The sequence below is a fragment of the Hymenobacter siberiensis genome (assembly GCF_018967845.1).
Classification (GTDB): Bacteria; Bacteroidota; Bacteroidia; order Cytophagales; family Hymenobacteraceae; genus Hymenobacter; species Hymenobacter siberiensis.
Window position 1 is genome coordinate 4134914 of sequence record NZ_JAHLZZ010000001.1, and the last position, 23243, is coordinate 4158156.

The 23243-nt window shown below is 61.4% G+C and carries 22 protein-coding genes; 13 read left to right on the top strand and 9 right to left on the bottom strand.

Annotated elements, in window-relative coordinates:
- The first annotated feature begins 98 nt into the window (after positions 1 to 98).
- On the top strand, positions 99 to 524 hold the full coding sequence (locus tag KQ661_RS18070; protein ID WP_216689702.1) for an STAS/SEC14 domain-containing protein: 426 nt from the start codon (positions 99 to 101) through the stop codon (positions 522 to 524).
- A gap of 90 nt (positions 525 to 614) precedes the next feature.
- On the opposite strand, the gene KQ661_RS18075 is transcribed toward KQ661_RS18070, so the two are convergent.
- Positions 615 to 1064, bottom strand: coding sequence for a hypothetical protein (locus KQ661_RS18075; RefSeq protein ID WP_216689704.1), 450 nt, complete (start codon positions 1062 to 1064; stop codon positions 615 to 617).
- A 117-nt stretch (positions 1065 to 1181) separates the two neighbouring features.
- On the opposite strand from KQ661_RS18075, the gene KQ661_RS18080 reads away from it, so the two are divergent.
- Together KQ661_RS18080 and KQ661_RS18085 are read left to right on the top strand one after the other, a co-directional pair.
- Positions 1182 to 1709 carry a GNAT family N-acetyltransferase gene (locus KQ661_RS18080; RefSeq protein WP_216689706.1) on the top strand — a complete coding sequence of 176 codons (528 nt, stop codon included), beginning with the start codon at positions 1182 to 1184 and terminating at the stop codon, positions 1707 to 1709.
- Positions 1710 to 1826: 117 nt separating this feature from the next.
- Positions 1827 to 2051, top strand: a complete 225-nt coding sequence (locus KQ661_RS18085) for a CDGSH iron-sulfur domain-containing protein (RefSeq protein WP_035558496.1) — start codon at positions 1827 to 1829, stop codon at positions 2049 to 2051.
- A 106-nt stretch (positions 2052 to 2157) separates the two neighbouring features.
- Here the strand turns inward: KQ661_RS18085 and KQ661_RS18090 are convergent, their stop codons facing one another.
- Together KQ661_RS18090 and KQ661_RS18095 are read right to left on the bottom strand one after the other, a co-directional pair.
- Positions 2158 to 3207, bottom strand: coding sequence for a hypothetical protein (locus KQ661_RS18090; RefSeq protein WP_216689708.1), 1050 nt, complete (start codon positions 3205 to 3207; stop codon positions 2158 to 2160).
- Between the two features lie 127 nt (positions 3208 to 3334).
- Positions 3335 to 3589, bottom strand: coding sequence for an acyl-CoA-binding protein (locus tag KQ661_RS18095; RefSeq protein WP_168674628.1), 255 nt, complete (start codon positions 3587 to 3589; stop codon positions 3335 to 3337).
- A 153-nt stretch (positions 3590 to 3742) separates the two neighbouring features.
- Here KQ661_RS18095 and KQ661_RS18100 point away from each other — a divergent pair, with 153 nt between their 5' ends.
- Entirely contained in the window at positions 3743 to 5041 is a 1299-nt protein-coding gene (locus tag KQ661_RS18100; protein WP_317196131.1) for a metal-dependent hydrolase family protein, read from the top strand.
- 22 nt (positions 5042 to 5063) lie between these two features.
- Here the strand turns inward: KQ661_RS18100 and KQ661_RS18105 are convergent, their stop codons facing one another.
- Positions 5064 to 5645 carry a hypothetical protein gene (locus KQ661_RS18105; protein ID WP_216689709.1) on the bottom strand — a complete coding sequence of 194 codons (582 nt, stop codon included), beginning with the start codon at positions 5643 to 5645 and terminating at the stop codon, positions 5064 to 5066.
- A gap of 139 nt (positions 5646 to 5784) precedes the next feature.
- On the opposite strand from KQ661_RS18105, the gene KQ661_RS18110 reads away from it, so the two are divergent.
- Positions 5785 to 6975, top strand: coding sequence for a zinc dependent phospholipase C family protein (locus tag KQ661_RS18110; protein ID WP_216727675.1), 1191 nt, complete (start codon positions 5785 to 5787; stop codon positions 6973 to 6975).
- Between the two features lie 234 nt (positions 6976 to 7209).
- A complete protein-coding gene (locus tag KQ661_RS18115) occupies positions 7210 to 7950 on the top strand; it encodes a peptidylprolyl isomerase (protein WP_216727676.1) in 741 nt (246 codons plus the stop codon).
- Positions 7951 to 7970: 20 nt separating this feature from the next.
- On the opposite strand, the gene KQ661_RS18120 is transcribed toward KQ661_RS18115, so the two are convergent.
- From KQ661_RS18120 to KQ661_RS18135, 4 genes are all read right to left on the bottom strand, one after another.
- Positions 7971 to 8378 carry a BLUF domain-containing protein gene (locus tag KQ661_RS18120; RefSeq protein WP_216726630.1) on the bottom strand — a complete coding sequence of 136 codons (408 nt, stop codon included), beginning with the start codon at positions 8376 to 8378 and terminating at the stop codon, positions 7971 to 7973.
- A gap of 179 nt (positions 8379 to 8557) precedes the next feature.
- A complete protein-coding gene (locus KQ661_RS18125) occupies positions 8558 to 10657 on the bottom strand; it encodes a M13 family metallopeptidase (protein ID WP_216726631.1) in 2100 nt (699 codons plus the stop codon).
- Between the two features lie 149 nt (positions 10658 to 10806).
- A complete protein-coding gene (locus KQ661_RS18130; RefSeq protein ID WP_216727677.1) occupies positions 10807 to 12864 on the bottom strand; it encodes a M13 family metallopeptidase in 2058 nt (685 codons plus the stop codon).
- A 165-nt stretch (positions 12865 to 13029) separates the two neighbouring features.
- Entirely contained in the window at positions 13030 to 15078 is a 2049-nt protein-coding gene (locus tag KQ661_RS18135) for a M13 family metallopeptidase (RefSeq protein WP_216727678.1), read from the bottom strand.
- Between the two features lie 153 nt (positions 15079 to 15231).
- On the opposite strand from KQ661_RS18135, the gene xseA reads away from it, so the two are divergent.
- The 6 genes from xseA to KQ661_RS18165 all read left to right on the top strand — a co-directional run bounded on the left by xseA (position 15232) and on the right by KQ661_RS18165 (position 19741).
- Positions 15232 to 16620: an exodeoxyribonuclease VII large subunit gene (gene xseA / locus KQ661_RS18140; RefSeq protein ID WP_216727679.1), complete on the top strand. Its 1389-nt coding sequence runs from the start codon at positions 15232 to 15234 to the stop codon at positions 16618 to 16620.
- A 48-nt stretch (positions 16621 to 16668) separates the two neighbouring features.
- Positions 16669 to 16956, top strand: coding sequence for an exodeoxyribonuclease VII small subunit (gene xseB, locus KQ661_RS18145; protein WP_216726635.1), 288 nt, complete (start codon positions 16669 to 16671; stop codon positions 16954 to 16956).
- Positions 16957 to 17149: 193 nt separating this feature from the next.
- Positions 17150 to 17377, top strand: coding sequence for a hypothetical protein (locus KQ661_RS18150; protein ID WP_216726636.1), 228 nt, complete (start codon positions 17150 to 17152; stop codon positions 17375 to 17377).
- A 204-nt stretch (positions 17378 to 17581) separates the two neighbouring features.
- Complete coding sequence (locus KQ661_RS18155; RefSeq protein WP_216727680.1) at positions 17582 to 18256, top strand: hypothetical protein; 675 nt, start codon at positions 17582 to 17584, stop codon at positions 18254 to 18256.
- Between the two features lie 292 nt (positions 18257 to 18548).
- Positions 18549 to 19331 carry a sensor histidine kinase gene (locus KQ661_RS18160; protein WP_216727681.1) on the top strand — a complete coding sequence of 261 codons (783 nt, stop codon included), beginning with the start codon at positions 18549 to 18551 and terminating at the stop codon, positions 19329 to 19331.
- The gene (locus KQ661_RS18165; RefSeq protein WP_216689728.1) at positions 19328 to 19741 is read left to right on the top strand and encodes a response regulator; all 414 of its coding nucleotides are present in this window, start codon (positions 19328 to 19330) and stop codon (positions 19739 to 19741) included. Before KQ661_RS18160 ends, KQ661_RS18165 begins: the two co-directional genes overlap by 4 nt.
- A gap of 87 nt (positions 19742 to 19828) precedes the next feature.
- On the opposite strand, the gene KQ661_RS18170 is transcribed toward KQ661_RS18165, so the two are convergent.
- On the bottom strand, positions 19829 to 22555 hold the full coding sequence (locus tag KQ661_RS18170) for a TonB-dependent receptor (protein WP_216727682.1): 2727 nt from the start codon (positions 22553 to 22555) through the stop codon (positions 19829 to 19831).
- Between the two features lie 228 nt (positions 22556 to 22783).
- On the opposite strand from KQ661_RS18170, the gene KQ661_RS18175 reads away from it, so the two are divergent.
- On the top strand, positions 22784 to 23206 hold the full coding sequence (locus KQ661_RS18175; RefSeq protein WP_216727683.1) for a hypothetical protein: 423 nt from the start codon (positions 22784 to 22786) through the stop codon (positions 23204 to 23206).
- Positions 23207 to 23243 lie beyond the last annotated feature (37 nt).

The following is a 23243-nucleotide window of genomic DNA, read 5'->3' on the forward strand; positions in this document are numbered from 1 at the left end:
AAGCAGAACCCCAAAGGTAGCAGCACGGTCCGTATTGGCTCAACGATTTAAGCACGTAATTATGTAGTATGTTTGATATTAAATACTACCCATGTGCCATGTTAACAGCCGAAGCCGTTCACCTGACCACCATAGCCGACTGCTATGGGGCACCGTTGGCCGAATATTATTTTTTTCCGGACCATTCTCTGCTCTACATCAGCTGGCACGGCCAGCTCACCGCCGCCGAAGTAATTCGGGGAGTACTGGAGGGTACGCGCCTGCTGGAGAAGCATGCATTTCAGCGGATACTCAACGACAAGCGCGATACCGGCGGCGACTGGAGCGAGGCCCTGCCCTGGCTCGAATACGAATGGCTACCCAAGGCCATAGCGGCCTGCCTGCGGGCCATCGCCTACATCCTATCGCCCAACCTGGATGCGCAGATTGTGAGCCACAAATTCGTAGAAGCCGTGCAGGGCCAGATTCAGATTTCGCTCTTTACCAACGAAGAAGATGCCCGGGAGTGGCTGGAAATACAGTAGTTGAGAGCTGTCATTCCGACGAAGGAGGAATCTGAGAACAACTACTTGAACGGTTTTTCTCAGATTCCTCCTTCGTTGGAATGACCTTTTTTAGTCGAGCTTATCCTTCACTTGCCGCGCCCCGCGCAGGGTGTGAAACTCGCCCTGAAATGAGCGCACGCGGAGGCGCTCTTCGAGCGGCAGGGTGGTGCGCACCTGCTCGTAGCGCTGGTTGAGGCGGGCCAGCACCTGGCCGGCGGCATCCCACTGCGGGTAGCTCCACTGGCGGCGCTCGTCGCGGGTAGTGGCAATGAACCGTTCGTAGAGGCTGGGAAGCTGGTCGGCGCTGGCCTGAGCCAGGTTCACGTCGGTTTGCAGCAGGTGCTGCTGCACGGGGTCGGAAGAGGTGTTTGTGGGGCGGGGGGCAGTTTGCCGGGCCTGGCTGCGGGCGCTGGGCCGGGTGCCAGTGAGCTCGCCGCGCCGCAGCAGTTCGGCCTGGGTAGTTTGGGCGGCGGCAGCGAATGGCAGGGCAGCCAGCAGAATGATGAATGCAGATTTCATGGAATAGGGCGTAGAAAAACAACTTATTGCGGGCCTAAACGCAAGGAACGGGCCAACCGTATGCCCAGAGACAGGTGGGTTTCGGTTTTTTCGCCCCAATTTCGTGTTTTACTGCTTATGACTTCTGACGCCCCTACCGCGCCGCCGCGCATTGAGCCCGCCACGCTCAACGATATTCCGACCATTATTCAACTGGCCGAGGCTACCTGGGAGCCTACCTACCGCTTCATCATTTCGGAGGAGCAGCTGGAATATATGTATCGGGTGATATACTCACCGGCCGCCCTGAAGCGGCAGATGAGCGAGCAGCAGCACGTTTTTCTGCTGGCCCAGGTGGAAGGCGAGCCGGCCGGCTTTGCCTCCTTCGGCCCCCTGCCGGCCGAGGACGGCAGCGGCTCCGGCTACAAATTGCACAAGATTTATGTGCTTCCCACCCGCCAGGGCCAAGGCCTGGGCGTGCACCTCATCGAGGCCGTGGAAAACGCGGCCCGCAGCGCCGGCGGCCAGTTCCTGGACCTGAACGTGAACCGCTACAACCCCGCTATTGCCTTCTACGAGCGGCGCGGCTTTGTGCGCCAGCGCGAAGTGGACGTGCCGATTGGTCCCTATTTCATGAACGACTACGTAATGCGAAAGGCATTATAAAAGGTTGAGTTTTGAGGGTTGAATGTTGAGTTATTTTTCAATTTCCAACTTTCAACCCTCAAAACTCACCCCTTCCCTAAACTCAACATTCAACCCTCAAAAATCAACCCTCCCAAAATGAAACTCACCGTCCTTTCCAATGGCTCCCTCCGCGTAGAGGGCGAAAATATCGAACTCGTAGATGCCCAGGGTCAGCCCTACGGCCTCGGCGGCCGCGAGCGCATCAGCATCTGCCGCTGCGGCCTTTCCAAGCAGAAACCCTTCTGCGACGGCTCGCACAAAGGCCATTTTGAGCACGACGCCACGGCGTTTGACCTGCCCGCGCCCAAGCCGGCTGTGTAAGCAGTCGGGAAGCCCCGGCATTGTCCCAAAAAAAGCACGCCCGGCCGAAGCCAGGCGTGCTTTTTTGGGATGGGGAAGAGTGTGAGGTCTGGGGGTATTCGCGGCATCAGGTTTTTTCGCCCGCGCTCCGGCGCAGCTGTGGTCCCAGCGTGTGCCACAGGTTCTGGCGCACGATGTCGCCCATCGAGTCGCACTGGTCGAAGGCATCGGTGTGGTGGTAGCGGTTGAGCTCGGCCTTGAGCTGGGCCACTTTTTCGGGCGGAGCCAACTCGTGGCGGCGCATGGCGGCCAGCAGGTCGCGCAGGCGGTGGCGCTCGGCGCGGGCGCGGCGGGCCATGAGGGCGCGCTCCTCGGTTTGGTACTGGCGCACGTTTTCAGGCTTGAGGTGGCGGGCGCACATGGCCACCACGGCGGCATTGTCCTTAAAAAATTGGGGCAGGTACATCACCCGGCGGCCCTCGTAGCTCTGCTGGTCGAAGTCGATGGCCTTGACCCGGTACTGCTCGTTTTCGAAATCGGGCGTCACCGCAATCACGTAGTTGTAGGCCCGCATGTCGCCCAGCAGCCGCACGAAGCAGCGCTCGTTGAACTTCACAAACTCCTTGGCCAGGCGCACCTGGTTGAGATGGGGCTGGCTGAGGTTTTTGCAGATAAAATCATCGCCCGGAATGCCCACAATATGCTCCTCAATGAGCGTATCGCCGCTCACGAGGAAGTTCATGGAGTTGGGCGAGAGTAAATGCTCCAGCTCCAGGCCGTAGAGGCGTGAGGCATCGGCCTGCTTCACGTAGAAGTAGTCGTAGTTGTCGTTGAGCTGGTTCACGATGCGAACCCGAAACGGCCGCGAGTTGCCAAACTCGCAGTAGTCGATGCGGTCGGCCACGAGCTGCTCGGAGAACGACAGGTCGCCGGCCGTTTTCAGCAGCGCATATACCTCCGTGAGCCCTTGGCTGAGCTCGCGTAGCGTCTGGGGCTCAAAGAATACGGTTTGCCAGAGCGTGTCCTTGCCCGCCCGGTCCAGCAGCGGAAACGAGCCCGTGAACTGCCGCAAATCGGCGTAGGCCACGGGCAGCAGGGCTTCGCGGTCGTAGGCGCGCAGGTACTGGCGCAGGGCCGGCGTGATGGGATACGGCGGCTTTTTGCGGGAGATGTCCATTTTAATGATGTGGAAATGTAATGAATATAGAAAATATGAGAATGAAGTAAGCGGCTGGCTCGGCTACGTTGCTCAACTAGCAAGCTGCATTTTCACATTTTCCACATTCAGCCTATTTTCACATTACCTACCCCGCCAGCTCGCTCACCAGCTCAACGTATTGCTGGCGGGCGGCTTCCTTACTAGTGCCTTTCAGGCCGTTCCAGGCGTCGTATTTGGCAATGGCTTTGAAGTCGAAGCCGCCGGGGCGGTCGCCGGTCAGGTCGCCATCGGTGGCCTGCTTGTAGAGGGCGTAGAGTTGGAGCAACACCATGTTGGAGGGCTTGCTGGGCAGCTGCTGGGCGCGCTGGCTGGCGGCGTCGAATTCTTCTTGCGTAGTCATGGGGTGAGGGGATAAAATGGTGAGGTGCGAGTGCTGAAGGCAAGAGGTAAGGGACGGTTGGTTGAAGCGGCTCGGGCTGGCGAAAAGTATCCCTCCTTCCCTCACCATTTCACCCCCTCACCTCTTACCTTGGCGGTTCATTCACACAAACGTATGATGCGCAAATCTATTCCTGCTTTGGCCACGGCCATGTTTTTACTGGCCGCCCCGGCCGCCTTCGCCCAGAAGACCTATCTGCACTGCGGCCACCTGCTGGACGTGCGCAGCGGCAAGCTGCTGGCCCAGCAAACGATTGTGGTTGAGCGCGACCGGATTACGGGCGTGCAAAGCGGCTATACCGCCGCCGCCGGCCCGCAGGATAAGGTCATCAACCTGGAAAACCGCACCGTGCTGCCCGGCCTCATCGACTGCCACGTGCACCTCGAATCGACACCCAGCCGCAACAGCTTCCGCGAAGGTTTTACGCTGAACCCGGCCGATGTGGCTTTCCGCGCCCAAGGCAACGCCCTCACCACGCTGCGGGCCGGCTTCACCACGGTGCGCGACTGTGGCGGCTCGGGGGTGAACACCAGCCTGCGCAATGCCGTGGCCCAGGGCCTGGTGCCCGGCCCGCGCATCTTTTCGGCGGGCATGGCCATCTCGGCCACCGGCGGGCACATGGACGAAACCGACGGCCTCAGCGAGGACCAGATTGCCAAGGCTGGCCACCCCATCAACCTGGCCAATGGCCCCGACCAGTGCCGGCAGGCCGTGCGCGAGCAGTTTAAGCGCGGGGCCGACCTCATCAAAATCGCCAGCACCGGCGGTGTGCTCGACCTGAGCAAGGACGGCACCGGCGCGCAGTACACCGAGGAAGAAATAAAGGCGATAGTGGAAACGGCCAACGATTTGGGCATGCGCGTGGCCTGCCACGCCCACGGCGCCGAAGGCATCAAGCGGGCCGTGCGGGCGGGCGTGACCAGCATCGACCACGGCTCGCTGATGGACGAAGAAGCCATCAAGCTCATGGTCAAAAGCCGCACCTGGTACGTACCCACGCTCATCGCCGGCAAGTCGGTGGCCGACACCGCCCGACTGCGGCCCGGCTATTTTCCACCCGTTATCGCCCGCAAAGCCCTCGATGTAGGCACCAAGATGCAGGGCACCTTCACGCGCGCCACCAAGGCTGGGGTGCGGGTGGCGTTTGGCACCGATGCCGGCGTGTTCCGCCACGGCCAGAACGCCAAGGAGTTCGGCTATATGACCGAAGCCGGCATGAGCCCGCTCGACGCCATTCGCACGGCCACCCTCAACGCGGCAGAACTGCTGGGCGAGACCACCGACCTCGGAACCATTGAAACCGGCAAAATGGCCGATATCGTGGCCCTGGACGGCGACCCGTTGCAGGACATTTCGGCCCTGATGCGGCCGACGTTCGTGATGAAGGCCGGCGTGGCCTACCGGCAGGAATAAAAGTAAGGTGCGGGGTCGTACCCTACTTGTCAGCCGCGTCGCGATACAGCGTGGTTACGCGAAACAGGCCGGTTTTGCGGTCGAAATCGACCAGGCTCTGGTCGATTCGCAGCTTGCTGGCGGCGGCCACGAAGTTGGGGTTACTAGCTTCGTAGGCTTCGCGCAGGTAGCGCGTGGTGAGGGGGAAAACGAGGCCGGTGAGGCCCCGACTGAAAAAATAGCGCGTGTTGTCGCCGTTGGCACCGCCCAGGGCCCCATTCACGGTGGTCGAGCTCTGGGTGTACACGCACAGGGTGTCGGCGTGTTCGAGACGGTATTCTTCGTTACGGAACAGGCGGGAGGTGCGGCCCTTGCCCGATACGTAGCCCCACACGCTGTCGGGGGCCACGCGCAGCTTCACGGTTTTGGGGCCGCGCGGCACCACTACCACCAGCTGGCCGCGCTTGTCGGGGTAAAAGGCATTGATGCCAGCGGGCTGGGGCTGCTTGCGGTGGTAGGCCGCCGCCGTGCGGTAGGCCCCCGGCGGAATGGTGAACACCTGGGCGGCCACCGGGCCGGCCAGCAAGCTAAACAGGCCTAAAAACGAGCAGCGCGTGAAATTCATGGCAAGTGGTTGAGCGACGAAGGTACGGCCCGCCCCCACCCTGCCAACGGGACCCGGCCCCGGGGCTTCTGAATGTGGTGGCCAGTGCCGAACTTTGGCCAGGGGAACTACCCCTGGCCCCGTAATCATTCCCGCATCTATGAAAAAAACGTTGTTGCCGCTGCTGCTCGCGGCCCTCATCCTGGCCCACGGCACCGCGAGCGGCTGGGGGTTCTTCGGCCACCGCACCATCACGCAGATTGCCGTGTACGAATTGCCGGCCACCATGCAGGGGTTCTACTTCCGCCACATGGCCGAAATTGTGCGCCTGAGCACGGCCCCCGACGAGCGCCGCAACGACGACCCCACCGAAGCGCCCAAGCACTACATCGACATGGACCATTACTCCGAGAGTAACCCATTTGCGAAGATGCCGCGCCAGTACGACGAAGCCGTGGCCAAGTTCTCGGCCGATACGCTCAAGAAGTACGGCACCGTGCCGTGGGTGATTCTGGAGATGAAGAACAGCCTGACCGAGGCCTTCCGCCAGCGCGACACGATGAACATTGTGAAGTACTCGGCCGAGCTGAGCCACTACGTGGGCGACTCGTTTGTGCCGCTGCACACGACCATCAACTACGACGGCCAACTCACCGACCAGAAGGGCCTGCACAGCCTCTGGGAAAGCCAGCTGCCCGAAAAGTACATCAACGACTACAACCTCACCGCCGAAAACGCCAGGTACATCAAGGACCCGCAAACCGCCATCTGGACCACGCTGCAGAGCAGCTATGGCTTTTTGGGCGAAACCTTTGACCGGGCCAGCAAAATTGAGAAAGTGATGAAGCCCGACGTGCGATTCACGTTCTCGCACAAGTATGGCAAAACCACGCGCCGCTATTCCGACGCCTTCGCCGCCGAGTACGAGAAAGAAGTGGGCGGCATGGTTGACAACCGTATCAAGGAGGCCACCACGCTGGTGTCGTCGCTCTGGCTCACGGCCTGGCAGGATGCCGGCAAGCCCGACCTCGGCGGCATGATGACGCCCAACAAGCCCACCAAGGAGGAAAAGGAAAAGCTGAATACTGAAGTTTCGGCCTGGAAAAAGAACACCCTGGCCCAGGACCAGCTCCTGCTGGCCCAGCAAAAGGTGAAGAAGGTGGAGGCCGTAGACGAAATCAAATCGGCCAAGGACATGGCCGAGCCCGCCGCCGAAGCCGAGGACTCGCCGGCTCCTGCTGCCACGGCCCCAGCTGCCACCAAGCCTACCGCGCCCTTAGATAAGCTGAAGGTGAAAACCAAGGCTGGCAGCGAAAAAACCAAGCAAAAGGCCGGCAGCCTGGAGTGGTAATCCCGCTGGGCATTTGCTTCACCCCCAAAACTGTTTGACGGATACCGAATAGCGAACCGTTGCTCCGGTCCGACCGGTTGTCGTCAGGGCGAAATCATTCTCACTTCAACCGGTCCGACCGCCTAGGGCGGTCGGACCGGGGCAACGCCCCCAGTATGGGCTTTTTTGGGCGTACGCCCAACCGGCGGGGCCGGCTCCTCGTCTTACCTTGGGGCACTTTTCGGCCCTGATTCTATGCCTATATCTTTTTCCGCCGCTTGCCGCCTGGTGCTTGGCCTGGGCCTGCTGGCCGCCTGCAACCAGGCTCCGCCCGCCACCGCGCCCACCGCCGCCAGGCCCGTAGTGCCCGGCCCCGACCTGGCCACCCTCACCGACAGTGCCGCGCCGGCCGCGCTGCTGGCCTATGGCCGCCAGTACCCCGGCTCCGAAGTACTGGTGCACACGCGCCTGGGCAACATTCGGGTGCGGCTGTACGACGATACGCCCATTCACAAGGCCAACTTCCTGCTGCTGGCCCGCAAGGGCGTGTTCGACGAAACCATGTTCAACCGCGTGGTGAAGGATTTTGCCGTGCAGGGCGGCCAGACCTACGGCGCGCGCACCATCCGGCTGAAGCGCTACCGCCTGCCGCCGGAAATCAGCACCGCGCACTTCCACCACAAGGGCGCGCTGGGCATGGCCCGCTACGATGACGAGCAGAACCCCGGCCGGCTGTCCTCCAACACCGATTTTTACTTTGTGGTGGGCGAGAAGCTGGCCCCCAGCCAGTCGCAGGCCATGGCCGGGCGCAAGCTCACGCCCGCCCAGGTGCAGGCCTACGCCACCGTGGGCGGCGTGCCCTCGCTCGATGGCCAGTACACCGTATTCGGCGAAGTAATTGAGGGCCAGGATGTGGTGGACCGCATTGCCAACGAGCCCGTGGAGTCCGATAAGTGGCCGGTGAAGGACATCACCATAAAAGTGGAAGTGAAGTAGGTGCGAAGCGGCGCTTCGCGCTACACTCCCCTCGGCGGCTCCTCGGCCATGAAGGCTTCGAGCAGCGGCACGAGGTTGCGGATGTGCTCCGGCGGGGCATCGGGCCGGAGCGTGAGGCGCGAGAAATCGGCCGGCGCAACGCAGCGAAACTGCATCGACCAGTCGGCAAAGGCCCGGCTGGGTACGGGGCCATCGGCCAGCTTCACCAAATTGCGGTGCCGGATATCGGCGGCAATCACGGTGTAGAGCTGATGCACCACCGTGGCATCGCCCTCCAACACCTGCATAATATTGCCCTCGGTGCTGAAAAGCAGCAGGCCGGTGATGTTGAGACTGGTGTTGGTGCTGCGCCAGTGGCCCAATTGTCGTTGCAGCTCGGCTTCGGTGAGGCCAATACTGGCAGTACTAGAGTAGACTAAGCAATGCATAAGGCCTAAATGACGGAACGGACCCAAGGCTAGAGCACTGCGCAAATTACTGCAACCTCAACCATAAACTTTCGGCCCTGGGCAATTAAAAAGGCCCGCCCCCAGGGGAAGCGGACCTTCTCGTATCGGGCGCGGAAACAGTTTTCCGTGCGTGATTCAACCAACTATATGCAAAGACCTTACCAGATTTTGGCGCGGTTGGCGGCAGAGCGCACCATTTTGTCGCCGTCTTTGCAGTTGAACGCCTTTTGGAACTCCGGGAAGTTCTGCAAAGGCCCAATGGTGCGGAACTGACCGGGCGAGTGCGGGTCGGTTTGCACAAGCTGGCGGGTGGTTTCGGGGCGCTGGTTGATGCGCCAGATTTGCGCCCAGCTCAGGAAGAAGCGCTGCTCGGGCGTGAAGCCATCGATGGACTTGCCGGCCTTGGCCTGGGGCGTTTTCATGAAGGCCGCGTAGGCAATGGTGAGACCGCCGAGGTCGGCAAGGTTCTCGCCCATGGTCAGCTTGCCGTTCACATGCACCGAGTCGAGGGGCGAGAAAGCGTCGTACTGCTTGCCCACCACATCGGCCTTGGCCATGAACTTATCGCCGTCTTCCTTGGTCCACCAGTCGCGCAGGTTGCCTTCCGAGTCCACTTTCCGGCCCTGGTCATCGAAGCCGTGGGTCATTTCGTGGCCAATCACGGCGCCAATGCCGCCGTAGTTCACCGCGTCGTCGGCCTTGGGGTCGTAGAACGGCGATTGCAGGATGCCGGCCGGAAACACAATCTCATTCAGGCTGGCGTTGTAGTAGGCGTTCACCGTGGGCGGCGTCATGCCCCACACCGTCCGGTCCACGGGCTGACCAAAGTGGCCCAGGTTGTCGTAGGTATTGAATTCCGACACCGCAAACAAGTTGTTCAGGGCGCTTTCGCGGCTGATATTCAGTTTGGAATAGTCCTTCCACTTGTCGGGGTAGCCAATTTTTACCACGAAGGCGTTGAGCTTTTTCAGGGCCTCGGCCTTGGTGGCGGCGCTCATCCACTCGGTGGCTTGAATGCGCTCGGCGTAGGCCATGCGCATGTTTTCCACCATTTGCTTGGCGCGGGCCTTGGCGGCAGGGCTAAAGTCCTGGTCCACGTAGAGCTGGCCGAAGGCTTCACCCAGCGCACCATCGGTGGCGGCAAAGGCACGCTTCCAGCGGGCCTGCGGCACCTTGGCGCCGCTAATCACCTGCGAAAAGCGGAAAGCCTCGTCTACATAGGCCTTAGGCAGGGCCGACGTCACGCTTTCCACCAGGTGCCAGCGCAGATACTGCTTCTGGTCGGCAATGGGCTCGTCTTTTATCATAGCGTTGGCCTCCTTCAGGTAGTCGGGCTGGCCCACGATGATGTCCTTCGCCCCGCTCAGGCCGCTTTCCTTCAGGCGCAGCGGAAAGTCCAGGTTGGGGTAGGCGGCGGTGGCCTGGGCCACGGTCATCTTATTGTAGTTGCTTTCGCGGTCGCGCAGGGCCACGCGGTCGCGGCTGGCTTTGGCCATGCGGGTTTCGATGCGCGTTACGGCATCGGCGTTTTTCTCCGCCGTGGCCTGGTCATCACCCAGCATTTTAAACAGGTTGACCTGGTAGCTGCGGTAAGCCGCCCGAATGGTTTTCGAGCGGGTATCGTCTTTGAGGTAGTAGTCGCGGTCGGCCAGGGTCAGGCCGCCCTGGCGCACCTGCACGGCATACAAAGTACTGTTCTTGCTGTCCTGGCCCACGCCAAAGCCGTACCAGCCCTTGCCCACGTTCTTGGGGTCGGCCAGGTAGCGCTGCACGCCGGCCACATCCTGAATGGCGTTAATCTTATCCAGGCGGGGCTGCAGGTATTTCAGGCCGGCGCGTTCCACGGCCATGCTGTCCATGGCGGAGGCGTAGAAGTCGCCCACCTTCTGCGCGTTCGTCCCGGGCTTGGCCGTGCGGTCGGCAGCTACTTTCTCCAGAATGCCCCGGGCTACGTCGCGGTTGCGGTTGCGCAGCTGATTGAAGCCGCCCCAGCCGGTTTCGGAGGCCGGAATGGGGTTGTTTTTCAGCCAGTTGCCGTTGGCAAATTGAAAGAAGTCGTCGCAGGGCGGCACCGATTTATCCAGGTTGGCCAACGTGATGCCCACGCCCGACTGCCCCATGGTGGATACCACCACTTTCTGCTTGCCCTGGCTGCTGGACTTGGTTTTGATTTTAGTTTGGGCCTGCGCCCCACCGGCTACCAGGGCCAGCATCGCCGCCGAAAGCGCCACGCGGCCGGCAAAGAATGATTTAGACATGTGACAAGAAAAGTGAGATTTATTATTGAATGGCAAGATACAACCGCTTGCTACCGGCAAAAACTCAACAAACAAAAAGAAGAATGAAAGAGTGACAATTCAGGCCGCTCCTCCATTCTTCCTTTCATTATTGTGCTACGTGGTCTGACCTACCAGATTTTGGACCGGTCGGCCGAAGCGCGCATCATCTTGTTGCCGTCCTGGCAGCCGAAGGCTTTGTAGAACTCCGGCATGTTCATCAGCGGGCCGTTGGTACGGAACTGCGCCGGCGAGTGCGGGTCGACCTGCACCTGCTGGCGCAGGTACTCGGGCCGGGCGTTGGTGCGCCAGATTTGGGCGTAAGCCAGGAAGAAGCGCTGCTCAGGCGTGAAGCCGTCGATTTTTGCCTGGGCTTTGGCCTGCGGGGTTTTCTCAAACGCCTGGTAGGCAATGGTGAGACCGCCGAGGTCGGCCAGGTTTTCGCCCATGGTCAGCTTGCCGTTCACGTGCACCGAATCCAGCGGCATGAAGGCGTCGTACTGCTTACCCACGAGGGCCGCTTTGGCGTTGAACTTGTCGGCATCCTCCTTGGTCCACCAGTCTTTCAGGTTGCCTTCGGAGTTGTACTGCCGGCCCTGGTCGTCGAAGCCGTGAGTCATTTCGTGGCCAATCACGGCGCCAATGCCGCCGTAGTTCACTGCGTCGTCGGCCTTGGGGTCGTAGAACGGGGGCTGCAGAATGCCGGCCGGGAACACAATCTCGTTCATCGGCGGGTTGTAGTAAGCATTTACCGTGGGCGGGGTCATGCCCCACTCGTTGCGGTCAATCGGCTTACCGAAGTGGCTGATTTCGTCCTTGCTGGCCCACTCACGCGCAGCCAGAATGTTGTTCAGGTACGACTCGCGGCCGATGGTGAGGGCCGAATAGTCCTTCCATTTGTCGGGGTAGCCGATTTTTACCGTGAAGGCGTTGAGCTTTTTCAGGGCCTCCATTTTGGTGGCCGCGCTCATCCAGTCGGTGGCCTTGATGCGCTCGCCGTAGGCCGTACGCAGGTTCTCAATCATCTGCTTGGCGCGGGCCTTGGCGGCGGGCGAGAAAGCCTTGTCTACGTAGAGCTGGCCGAACGCCTCGCCCAGGGCGCGGTCCGTCGAGCCCAGCATACGCTTCCAGCGGGGCTGCTGCTTTTTGGCGCCGCTCAGCACCTGCGAGAACTTGAAGCCCTCGTCGCCGAAAGCCTTGGGCAATGCCGGTACCACGCTGGTCACCAGGTGGAAACGCAGGTACTGCTTCTGGTCGGCAATGGGCTCGTCCTTGAGCATGGTGCTCACTTCTTTGAGGAAGTCGGGCTGGCCGATGATAACCTCTTTGGCCGCGCCCAGGCCTTCTTCTTTCAGCGTGAGCGGCAGGGCCAGGTTGGGATAAGCGGCGTCGGCCTCGGCCAGCGTCATCTTATTGTAGTTGGCGTAGGGGTCGCGCAGGTCTACACGGGCCTTGCTGGCTTTGGCCAGGCGCGTTTCGATGCGCTGCACGGTGGCGGCGCTGGCCTTGGCCGTAGCCTCGTTGTCGCCGAGCATCTTGAAGGTGTTCACCAGATAAGTATCGTAGGCCGTGCGAATGGCTTTTGAGCGGGCGTCGTCCTTCAGGTAGTAGTCGCGGTCGGGCAGCGAAAGGCCGCCCTGGCCGAACTGCACGGCGTACTGGGTGCTGATTTTGTCGTCCTGCCCCACGCCCATGCCGTACCACACGCTGCCGGTATGGGCTTTGGGGTCGGCGAGGAAGCGCTGCATTTCGCCCAAATCCTTGATGGCCGCAATGCGGTTCAGGTGGGGCTGCAGGTATTTCAGGCCAGCCGCTTCGATGGCGGCCGAGTCCATGGCCGAGGCGTAGAAGTCGCCCACTTTCTGGGCGTTCGAGCCTTTGGCAGCTTTGGGCGCATTCTTAGCGGCATCGTTCAGGATGGCGCGCAGCGTGGCGTTGTTGTGGTCGGCCAGCTCATTGAACGAGCCCCAGCGCGACTCTGCCGCCGGAATCGGGTTGCTTTTCAGCCAGTTGCCCGAAGCGTAATGAAAGAAGTCCTCGCAAGGCTTGACCGACGGGTCGATGTTGGCAATGGTGATGCCAACGCCCTTCTGGGACGTGGTGGCCTGTGCTGCCGCAACAGTGGCCGACAGGCTGCTCAAACCGAGCACGGCCAGACTTAGCCGCCGCGCAAGAGAAGTTGAAATCATGTATGTAGTGGGAATTGGGTTAGAGAATGATGCCGTGAAGTTAGGGACACACGCGGGTACCGGCCGTTGCACCAATGCAGCGGTAAGCAACCGCTACACCAAAAGATTTATGGCCGGACAGCAGCAAGCCTTCATTAATCCCTGCCCTTGGTATAAGCAGTGATGCTACCATATTTTGGCCCGGTCGGCCTGGGCGCGCATCATCTTGTTGCCGTCCTGGCAGCCGAAGGCCTGGTAAAACTCGGGCATGTTTTGCAGCGGGCCGATGGTGCGGAACTGGTCGGGCGCGTGCGGGTCAACCTGGATGAGCTGCCGCACGGTTTCGGGGCGCGCACTGCTGTGCCACACCTGGGCCCAACCCAGGAAAAACCGCTGCTCGGGCGTGAAACCGTCGATTTTGGCGTGGCCTTTGGCCTGCGGGGTTTTCTCAAAAGCGGCGTAGGCAATGGTGAGGCCGCCGAGGTCGGCAAGGTTTTCGCCCATGGTCAGCTTGCCGTTCACGTGCACCGAATCGAGGGGTGTGAAGGCATCAAACTGCTTGCCCACCACAGCAGCGCGGGCGTTGAACCGTTCGCCGTCCTCCTTGGTCCACCAGTCGCGCAGGTTGCCTTGGGCGTCGTACTGGCGACCCTGGTCGTCGAAGCCGTGGGTCATTTCGTGACCGATGACCGCGCCGATGCCGCCGTAGTTCACCGCATCGTCAGCCTTGGGGTCGTAGAAGGGGGGCTGCAGGATGCCGGCCGGAAACGTAATGTCGTTCATGCTCGACATATAGTAGGCATTCACCGTGGGCGGCGTCATCAGCCACTCGCCCCGGTCTACCGGCTTACCAAATTTCCGCAGGTTGTACTTGTTCTCCCATACCCGGGCCGCCAGCAGGTTGTTGAGGTAGGACTCGCGGCCGATGGTCAGGGCCGAGTAATCCTTCCATTTATCGGGGTAGCCAATTTTGACGGCGAAAGCATTCAGCTTTTTCAGGGCCTCCGTTTTGGTGGCCGCGCTCATCCAGTCGGTCGCCTGAATGCGCTCGCCGTAGGCCACGCGCAGGTTTTCAATCATTTGCTTGGCCCGGGCCTTGGCTTCGGGCGAGAAGGCCCGGTCAACATACAGCTGGCCGAAGGCCTCTCCCAGGGCTCCGTCGGTGCTAAGCATCATGCGTTTCCAGCGGGGCTTGCGGATTTTAGCGCCGCTCAGCACTTGCTGAAACGCGAACTGCTCCTGGCCGTAGGCGGCGGGCAGCGCATCCATCAGGCTATTCACCAGGTGCCAGCGCACGTAGGCTTTCTGGTCGGCCATCGGCTCGGCTTTCAGCATGGCGCTCAGCTCCTTGAAGAATGCCGGCTGGCCCACAATAACGTCCGTGGCCGCGCCCAGACCTTCGGTTTTGAGCAGCAGCGGCAGGTTGAGATTGGGGAACTGGGCGGTGGCCTGGGCCACGGTCAGCTTATGGTAGTTGGCAACGGGGTCGCGCAGGTCCTCGGGGCGCTTGCTGGCGTTGGCCAGGCGCATTTCGATGCGCTGCACGGCCGCCGCGTGCGCCGTGGCCGTGGCCTGGGGTTCGCCCAGCATCTTGAACACGTTGACCAGATAAGTCTGGTAAGCCGCCCGGATGCGCTTGGATTGGGCATCCTGGTTGGTGTAGTAGTCGCGGTTGGGCAGGGTGAGGCCGCCCTGATAGAACTGCATCGCATATTTCGCGCTGTTCTTATCGTCCTGCCCCACCCCGCTGCTGAACCACGCGCCGCCCAGCGCCAAGTTGGGGTCGGCCAGCAGGCGCTGCATCCCGGCTAGGTCCGTCACGGCATCGATGCGCGCCAGGTGGGGCCGGAGGTACTTCAGGCCCGCCGCGTTGATGGCCGCCGAGTCCATGGCCGAGGCGTAAAAGTCGCCCACTTTCTGCGCGTTGGTGCCTTTGGCGGCGGTTGGAGCTTTGCGGGCCGATTCTTCCAGAATGGAGCGCATGGTGGCGTAGTTGTGCTCGGCCAGTACGTCGAAGCTGCCCCAGTAGCCATCGGTGGCGGGAATGGGGTTGCTTTTCAGCCAGCCGCCCGAGGCGTACTGGAAAAAATTATCGCAGGGGCTCGCCGTGGGGTCCAGGTTGGCCATATCGAAGCCAGTACCTGCGGTTTGGGCCAGCGCGGGGGTGGCCCACGCGCAGCCAATGAAGCCCAATGCGGCCAACGCCAGCCGCCGGGTCAGTATAGATGTCGTCATGCCAGTAAAAAGCAAAGTGTACTTGGTTTAAAGCGGGGAAAGTTACAATCATTTCATCATTTAGTTTAGCATCTGATTTTATCGGTCTGGTAATGCCTACTCCCAGGCATGCCCCTGCTTTCCGGCTGCGCCTGCCACCCGTAACTTGCGCCCATGCCGCTCTACAACCGCCGTTCCGAACTAGCACCCCCGCCCGCCCCCGCCCCCCTGGGCCTGGCCGAGCTGCTGGGCTATGTGCGCCTGGCCCTCCAGCAGCAGCTGGCCGACTCCTACTGGGTGGTGGCCGAAGTTTCCGACCTCACCCTGCCGCGCTTTGCCGGCGCGCACTGCTACCTCACCCTCACCGAGCAAACCATCGACGGCCGGGGCACGCCCCTCAAGGCCCAGGCCCGGGCCACGCTCTGGAGCCAGCGCTACCAGCAGCTGGCTCCCACGTTTGAGCGGGCCACCGGCCAGCCGCTGCGCACCGGCCTCAAGCTGCTGCTGCGCGTGCAGGTGCGCTTTCACGAGCAGTATGGTCTGAACCTCGACGTGGTGGCCATCGACCCGAGCTACACCGTGGGCGAGCTGGCCCTGCTGCGCCTCAAAACCCTGCGCCTGCTGGAAGAAAAAGGCCTGCTGGAGCGCCAGAAGCAGCTTATGCTACCGCTGGCCCCGCAGCGGCTGGCCGTAATCTCCTCGCCCACGGCGGCCGGCTTTCAGGATTTTGTGCAGCAATTGCAGGAAGCGCCCTACGACTTTGCCCTCACACTGTTTCCGGCCATTATGCAGGGCGACGGCTCGCCGGCCAGCATCAGGGCGGCGCTGGACGGCGTGCGGGCCCGGCGCGGGCAGTTCGATGCCGTGGTGCTCATCCGGGGCGGAGGCAGCCGCACCGATTTGCTGGCCTTTGATGAATATGGCCTGGCGGCGGCCGTGGGCGCGTTTCCGCTGCCGGTGCTCACGGGCATCGGCCACGAGCGCGACGAAGCCCTGGTAGACCTCACCGCCCACCGCGCCCTGAAGACGCCCACCGCCGTAGCCGCCTTCCTGGTCGAGCGCCTGGCCCACCTCGAAGCGGCCGTGCTGGGCCTGGGCGAACAGGTAGTGGCCGTGGCACGCCGCCAACTCAGCCAGGGCCACGCCCGCCTCGACCAGCTTAGTGGGCGCAGCCGCTACGCCGCCCACCGCCAGCTCGATGCCGCCCGCGAGGCCCTGCGCGCCCGCGCCCACCAAGCCACCCTGGCCCCGCGCGAGCAGCTCCGGCAGCTGGCCGTGGGCCTCGGGCGCTTCCGGCACCAGCTGCCCCGCGCCGCCCGCCGCACGCTGGCACGCGAGCAGCGCGGCCTGCGCCAGCGCGGCCGGGTACTGCTGCGGCGCTTTGGCCGGCACCACCAGCGGCGGCGCGAGGCCCTGCTGCGCCAGCGCTACCAGCTGCAGCTGGCCGTGGAGCGCCAGCTGCACCGCGCCGAGCTGCGCCTCTGCCGGTTGGCGCCTGCCAGTGCGCCATCGGTGGTGGGCAAAGCATCCGGCACCCCATCACCTCACCAACCCGGCACCTGAGCTACCGCCTGCTGCCAACTGTTTATTGACAACCGATAACTGAAATACATGACTTACCGCGAAGCCATTGAGGAGCTTGAAACCATACTCCGCGCCCTGGAAACCGATGCTGTGGACGTTGACGACCTAACCACGCGCGTGGAACGCTCGGCCGAGCTTATCCGCCTGTGCCGCTACAAGTTGCGCCACGCCGAAGCCTCACTCGACCGAGTATTTGATACGCTGGACGAAGAGGAAGAAACCGGCGCGCCCACCGACCCCGAAGCCAACGAAGAAGACAGCAACGACGAGAACGAGCACGACCACCTGCCCGGTGGCCCCGGCCGGGGCTGGTAATTATTTTCGGCCTCGGGTGTCATTCATCAGCCATACCGCTATATTTGATGACTCAATCCAATGCAAACTTCTTTTTTTTCAATTTTCTCAACAATACCTGATGGCATTTAATGGAGGTGAAGGCCGCGCAATTGACCCCACCAAAGCAGGGGAATGGACTAAGAGCTTTCGTGAAGCCCATCCAGGAGAAATCATGGGGCATTTTTTCGGCCGCGACATTCTGCTTAATCTTCTCAACCAGGAGGCTTGCCAGGGCATTCGGTTCTATTACGGCTCCGATGGCAACGTGCCGCAGCTGATAGCCGTGGGGGCCGATGCCAACGAAAACGACCAGCTAGGCCCAAACCGCATTGTGGCCGATGAAGCCTACCCTTGCCCAACCAGTTGCAGCCAGCCTAACATTCTCAATGGAGTTGTTTAGAAAGTCACAAAAGGCACTCAAATAGTCATGCAGCGCGCAGCGAAGCATCTTGCTCGCATCGTCAGGCCCGTTCAACGAGGCGAGCAAGATGCTTCGCTCTGCATGACCGTTCGGGGACTTTCTAAACAGCTTCATTAGCTAATTTCGCTTTTCTTCTTTCACCGACTGCTGAATATCATGAGTTTAGAGCAATTTTATTCTTGCTTGAATTGGCTGGTAACGTTTATGCAGTTCAGCATTCTGGTGCCGATGGTGGTGGTATGGTGGCGACGGCAACACTTTTCGCCAGCCGTGAAAGTGCTGAGCTGGTATGTGTACATATCCGCTTTTTTTGCATTAGGCGCTCGATTATCAGGTATTTATCTGCATAATAATCTCTTTTTTCTAATCGGGTTCAACGTCACCAAGGTGCTGCTATTTGCGGCGATATATCGGATGGTACTCACTGCGCCACGCATGCGCCGGGTGCTGGCGGTAGCCACGCTGGTAGCGCTTGGCATTGTGGCGGCATCTTTTGCCTTAGACACCGCGCGCACCGTGACGGTGAGTCGGGTAGTGCAATGTGCCGTGCTGGCCGGTTTTGCGCTGGTGTATATGGAGCAGGGGCTCAATCGTATCGGCAATTATAAATTCAGCCACGACCCCATCTGGCTTTTGAGCGTGGGGCAGCTTATTTATTCAGCCACTACTGTTACAGCTTTTAGCATTGGATTTGTAGCGTTGTTTCGTGGAGACATATTCGACAAGATGTCAGCCCTCTCTTTTTCAATTGGTGGCTTGGCATTAAATTACTTTCTTACGCTGGCTTTTCTGCGGGCCAAGCCCGATGTGCCGGCCCCAGCAGCGGTTGCCGGCAGAAGTCGGTTGGTTAGTTCCTGAATTTCTCCGGCCCTGTACACCAACCTGGGAACTGCTTGTTAGCGCGGTTTCCAGGTTGGTGTACAGGGCCGGACAGTAGCGCGAACTTTGTCGTTCGCGCTACTGATACACTGACGCTGAAGCTACTACCATCCGTTGTTCATAATCTGAGCTGTAACCTGAACATTCTGCGCTACGCTCCTGCTTCCTGTTGACTGACTTAACAGAAAGCTCCTTTCTTCTTTTTTCGCGCTTCTCTGCCGGGTGCCCTCACGTGACAAACCTTTTACCGTTGTTACTCCTCACTCCTACATTGCTCTTGCTGGTGCTTGGGCTGGTGTGGTTTGTGGTACGGTACCAACGGGGGCAGCTGCAGCAGCAGCAGCAGCTGGCCCAGATGCAGGAAGCCGCGCAGCAGCAGGCCCTGGCCGCCGCGCTGGTAGCGCAGGAAGACGAGCGCCAGCGCATTGCCGCCGAGCTGCACGATGGCGTGGGCACCATTCTGGCCCTGGCCAAGCTGCACCTGTACGGGCCCGGCAGCCAGCCCTCGCCCGAGGCCAGTGCCCTCATTGACCAGGCCGTGGCCGAGGTGCGCCGCATTTCGCGCAACCTGCAGCCGGCCACGCTTCAGCAACTGGGCCTGGCCCAGGCGCTTCAGGCGCTGGTGCAGGCCGTGCCCACCGACAATGGCCCCAACGTGCGCCTGGAGCAGGAAGGCCCGCTGGGCCGGCTCATTCCGACGCACGAGCTAATGGTGTACCGCATTGCCCAGGAGCTGCTCACCAACGGCTTGCTGCACGCCGAGGCGGCGCACATTGTGCTGCACGTAGCCACCGTACCGGGCCTGCTCACCCTCACCTATTCCGACAACGGCCAGGGCTTCGACCTTACCGCCCTGGGAGAGCTGCCGCCCCCCGGCCCGCACGGCCAGCCCGTGGGCATGGGCCTCATCAACCTGCGCAGCCGCGTGGCGGTGCTGGGCGGCCAACTGCACTATCATTCTGAGCCCGGCGTGGGTACCCGCGTCGAGGCCGTACTACCCATCACGCTGTTGCCGGCGGGCACGCCCAACCCTTCTTTCTCCCTTAACTCATGACTGCCATCTCCGCTTCCCCAGCCAGTGCTACTCCCGTGCGCCTGGCCATTGTCGACGACCACATTCTGTTCCGAAAAGGTTTGCGGGCGCTGCTCAGCGGCTACGCGGGCATTGAAGTGGTGTGCGAGGCCGGCAATGGCCAGGAGCTGCTTGAGCTCCTGGACCAGGGCAGCAACCCCAACGTAATTCTAATGGACATGCAAATGCCCATTCTCGACGGCCTGCAAACTACCCGCCTGCTGCGCACCCAGTTCCCGGCCGTGCGCGTGGTCATCATCTCCATGCACGACGACCCTTCGCTGGTGAGCACCGTGCTGGCCGAAGGCGCACACAGCTACCTGGTCAAAAACACCTCGCCCGAGGAAATGCGCAGCGCCGTGCTGGCCGCTGCCGCCGCAGGCAGCCGGTAGCGGTGAAATAGTGAGGGGTGAGTTTGTTGTTCGGTATGCGCAGATGGCGCATACCGAACAACAAACTCACCCCTCACTATTTCACCGCTACAGCGTGGCCGAGAGGCCCACGGTGAAGGTGCGGCCGCGGTTGAAGAAGCCCTGCAACAGCGACGGGTTGGTGGCCGAGGTGCTGGCCGGCACGTCGGTGATGTAGAACTCGTTGAGCACGTTGAGGACGGAGCCTTTGATGCCCAGGCGCACTTTGTCGCCGAATAGGCGCTTGGGCAGGTCGTAGCCCAGGTGTACGTCGAGGTTGCGCGAGGTGGGCACGCGATAGGTATCGGTGCGGTTGGCTTCGCTGAGGAGGGTCACCGGGTCGAAGCCGGCGTAGTACTTGGTAAAGAGCAGGAACGAGGACCGGATGTAGAAGTTGCTGAACGGCTCGTAGCGCATTCCCACCTGAAACTGGTTCTGGGCGGCGTCGCCCACGTGCACGTCCTTGAGGTAGATGGGCTGGTCGGTGGCACCCACCTGCACGTTGTTCACGTCAAATTGGTTTACCACGCCGTTGCCGGCCCAGCGCCAGTCGCCGAGGCTGATGGCGGCGTTGAGCTGCAGCCGACGGCTGACTTCCTGGGCCACGCTCATTTCAATGCCCATGTGGCGGGCATCCACGTTGCGCACGCTGTTGAGGACGGCATCATCGCCGAGGCCGCTGATGGAGTTGCTGGTTTTGTTGGTCCAGTAGGTGTAGTAGGCATTCAGAGTCACCTTCAGGCTGGGGTAGTTGATGCCGTAGCCCAGTTCCAGGGAGGTAATGCCTTCGTTGCGGATGTCGTTATACTTCTGCCCGGTGTTGCTGAACACAAACTGATAGAACGGCACCTTGCTGTTGTAGCCCACGTTGGCAAACAGGTTGTCGTGCTCGGTCAGGTTGTAGTTGGCGCCGGCTTTCACGCTGTAGCCGGTGATGTTCACCGGAGCGCCTTCGAGGTAGTGGCCGTCGGCGTTGGTGTAGCTCTGGCCGTTCACCACCACAGGGGCCGCGCCGAAAGGCACGTCGTAATTCTTGCCATCCAAGGTTACCTGCTTGGCCTGGAAGTAGTCGATGCGCGCGTAGCTGATGCGCGAAACCGTGCCGCTTACCACCGCCGAGAGTAGCTGCGTTTTGTATTCGAGCTGGCCATAGCCGCCCAGCCACCCGGTTTTGCTGTCGTTGTAGAAGCCAAATTTATCGCCCACCCGCAGGCGGGTATTGGCATCGGCGTTGCGGTTGATGCTGTTACCGGAGCCAAGGGCGAAATCGCCGCCCAGCAGGTCCCGGACCTGGCGGTAGTGCGTGCCGTAGTAGTAGCGGGCATCCACGCCGGCCGACAGCGTGAGGCTGGGCTTGAGCAGGTAGTCGAACCCGGAAATCAGGCCGGCCCAGCGGTGCGAGTTCACATTGTTGGCCAGAAACTGCGTGGACTGGCGCTGGCCGTCGGCCTTCACGTTTTTGTAGTTGGTGTCGTATACCTTCTGGAAGTCGTCCTGGCCCGCCGCGTCTACAGGCAGCGTGCTCGACGTGCCCGCGCCTTGCGAGCCGCCACCCGTGCCCTGGGAAGCGTAGAGGACCGTGGAAATGAACAGCCGGTCGGTCACGTTCCAGAAGTGGTTGAGGTTGAGCTGGGGCTTGTAAAAATAGTTTACCCGCTCGTTTACCACTTCCTGGCCGTGGCTGATGCGATTGCCGCTGGCATCCAGCGTGTAACGGTCCAGGTAGCCCCAGCCTTTATTGTAGCGGAAGCCCCGGTCGGCGCCGAGCGCGGCCCCCAGCTCCCGGGCTTTCTCGTTGGAATACGTTCCGATGCGCTCGCCGAAGGGAATGCGCTGGCCGTGGCTTTGGGGCGAGCCCATGCCCGTGAGGGAAAGGGTGTGCTTGCCGATGCGCTTGCTCAAGGTGCCGAAGTAGGTCCAGGCATCGTCAAACGTTTTGTCGACCCAGCCATCCTGGGTGCGGCGGGCGCCGTAGGCCGTCACGGCCCAGTCGCCCTTCAGCTGGCCGCTACTGAGCATGAGCGAGTATTTCTGGTAGTTATTCGAGCCGCCTTCCACGCGGGCCACCACCGAGCGTTTATCGTCGAAGCCCTTGGTGAGCACGTTGATGGTGCCGCCCACCGAGGGCACGGTAATCTTGGCGGCCGAGAGGCCCCGCTGCACCTGCAGCGACTTGGTCACGTCGCCCAGGTCCCAGTTGCTCCAGTACACCTGGCCGTTCTCCATGTCGTTCACGGGCACGCCATTGATGAGCACGGCCACGTTGCGCTGGTCGAAGCCGCGCACGTTGATGCGGGAGTCGCCGGTGCCGCCGCCCGTGCCCTGGGTGGCGTACACGCCGGGCGTTTCGTTGAGAATCATCGGCAGGTCGCGGTTGGAGAGGGTTTCGCGCAGCTTCACCTCGTTCACGGCCGCGAAGGCCACGGGCGTTTCGCGCTCCTGGGCCTGGCTGGCCACCACCTGCACCTCGTCGAGGCTGGCGTTGTCGGAGGCCAGGGAGAAGGAGGCCACCACGCTTTGGGTCGAGATTTTGACCGTTTGGGTGTTCACTTTGTAGCCAATAAAGCTGGCCTGCACCGTGTAGGTACCGGCGGGCAGGTTGCTCACCTTGTAGCCCCCGTCGGCATCGGCCCCGGCCCCGGTATTCTTGCCGTTGCCGGTTACCTGCACGGTAGCCCCGGGCAAGGTTTCACCGGTCACTTTATCAAGCACGCGCCCGCGAATAGAAAACGTGGTTTGGGCCAGCGCGGGCAGGGTAAGCAGAACGAATAAAAGCGCAGTAACGAATTGCTTCATACCTATTTAAATACTCCCCGGCACATTCCGGGACAACAAATATACAGATTAGCCGGGGTCGGTAGTAGTGTACCGGCCGTAAAGGTTTGATGAAGAAAGGAAATTAGCCGCTGGCCCGAATCTGGCCAGGGCCAGCCATCGCCGCCCGGCCATTGGTTCAGATTGCCCGGCTGCTACCTGGGTTTGCATGCTACTGCCTCGGCCAATTCCCGCTACGTGTCTTTCCGCATGTCCTTTCGATTTCCATTTTTTGGCCGGCCCGTCCGCTTCAGGCCAAAGCTGTGCCTGCTGTTCTTCATCTTTTGCAGCCGGCCGGCGCTGGCCCAGGTTTATTACCTCGACCTGAGCCAGCAGCCGTTGGACTTGCCCGGCCGCGTGGTGTCGGTAGAGCAGGTGGTGGATGGCCGCCCGGACCGCCCAGCCAGCGTGGGCACCATCTACAAAGGCCTGAATGACAACCCGGCACCCGTACTATTCCGGCAAAGCCTGGAAACGGAGCTCACGGCCTGGCTTGGGCAGCAGCTGCCCGCCCGGCCCACCGACCAGCCCGTACTGCTCTGCGTGCGCCAGCTGCTGGTGAGCGAAACGGTGACGTCCAGCATACTCGCCGATAAGCCAATCGCCGGTGCGGAGCTGGCCCTTGATGTGTAAGCCCACCGGCCCGATGGCTACCATTTTGTGCGCAACG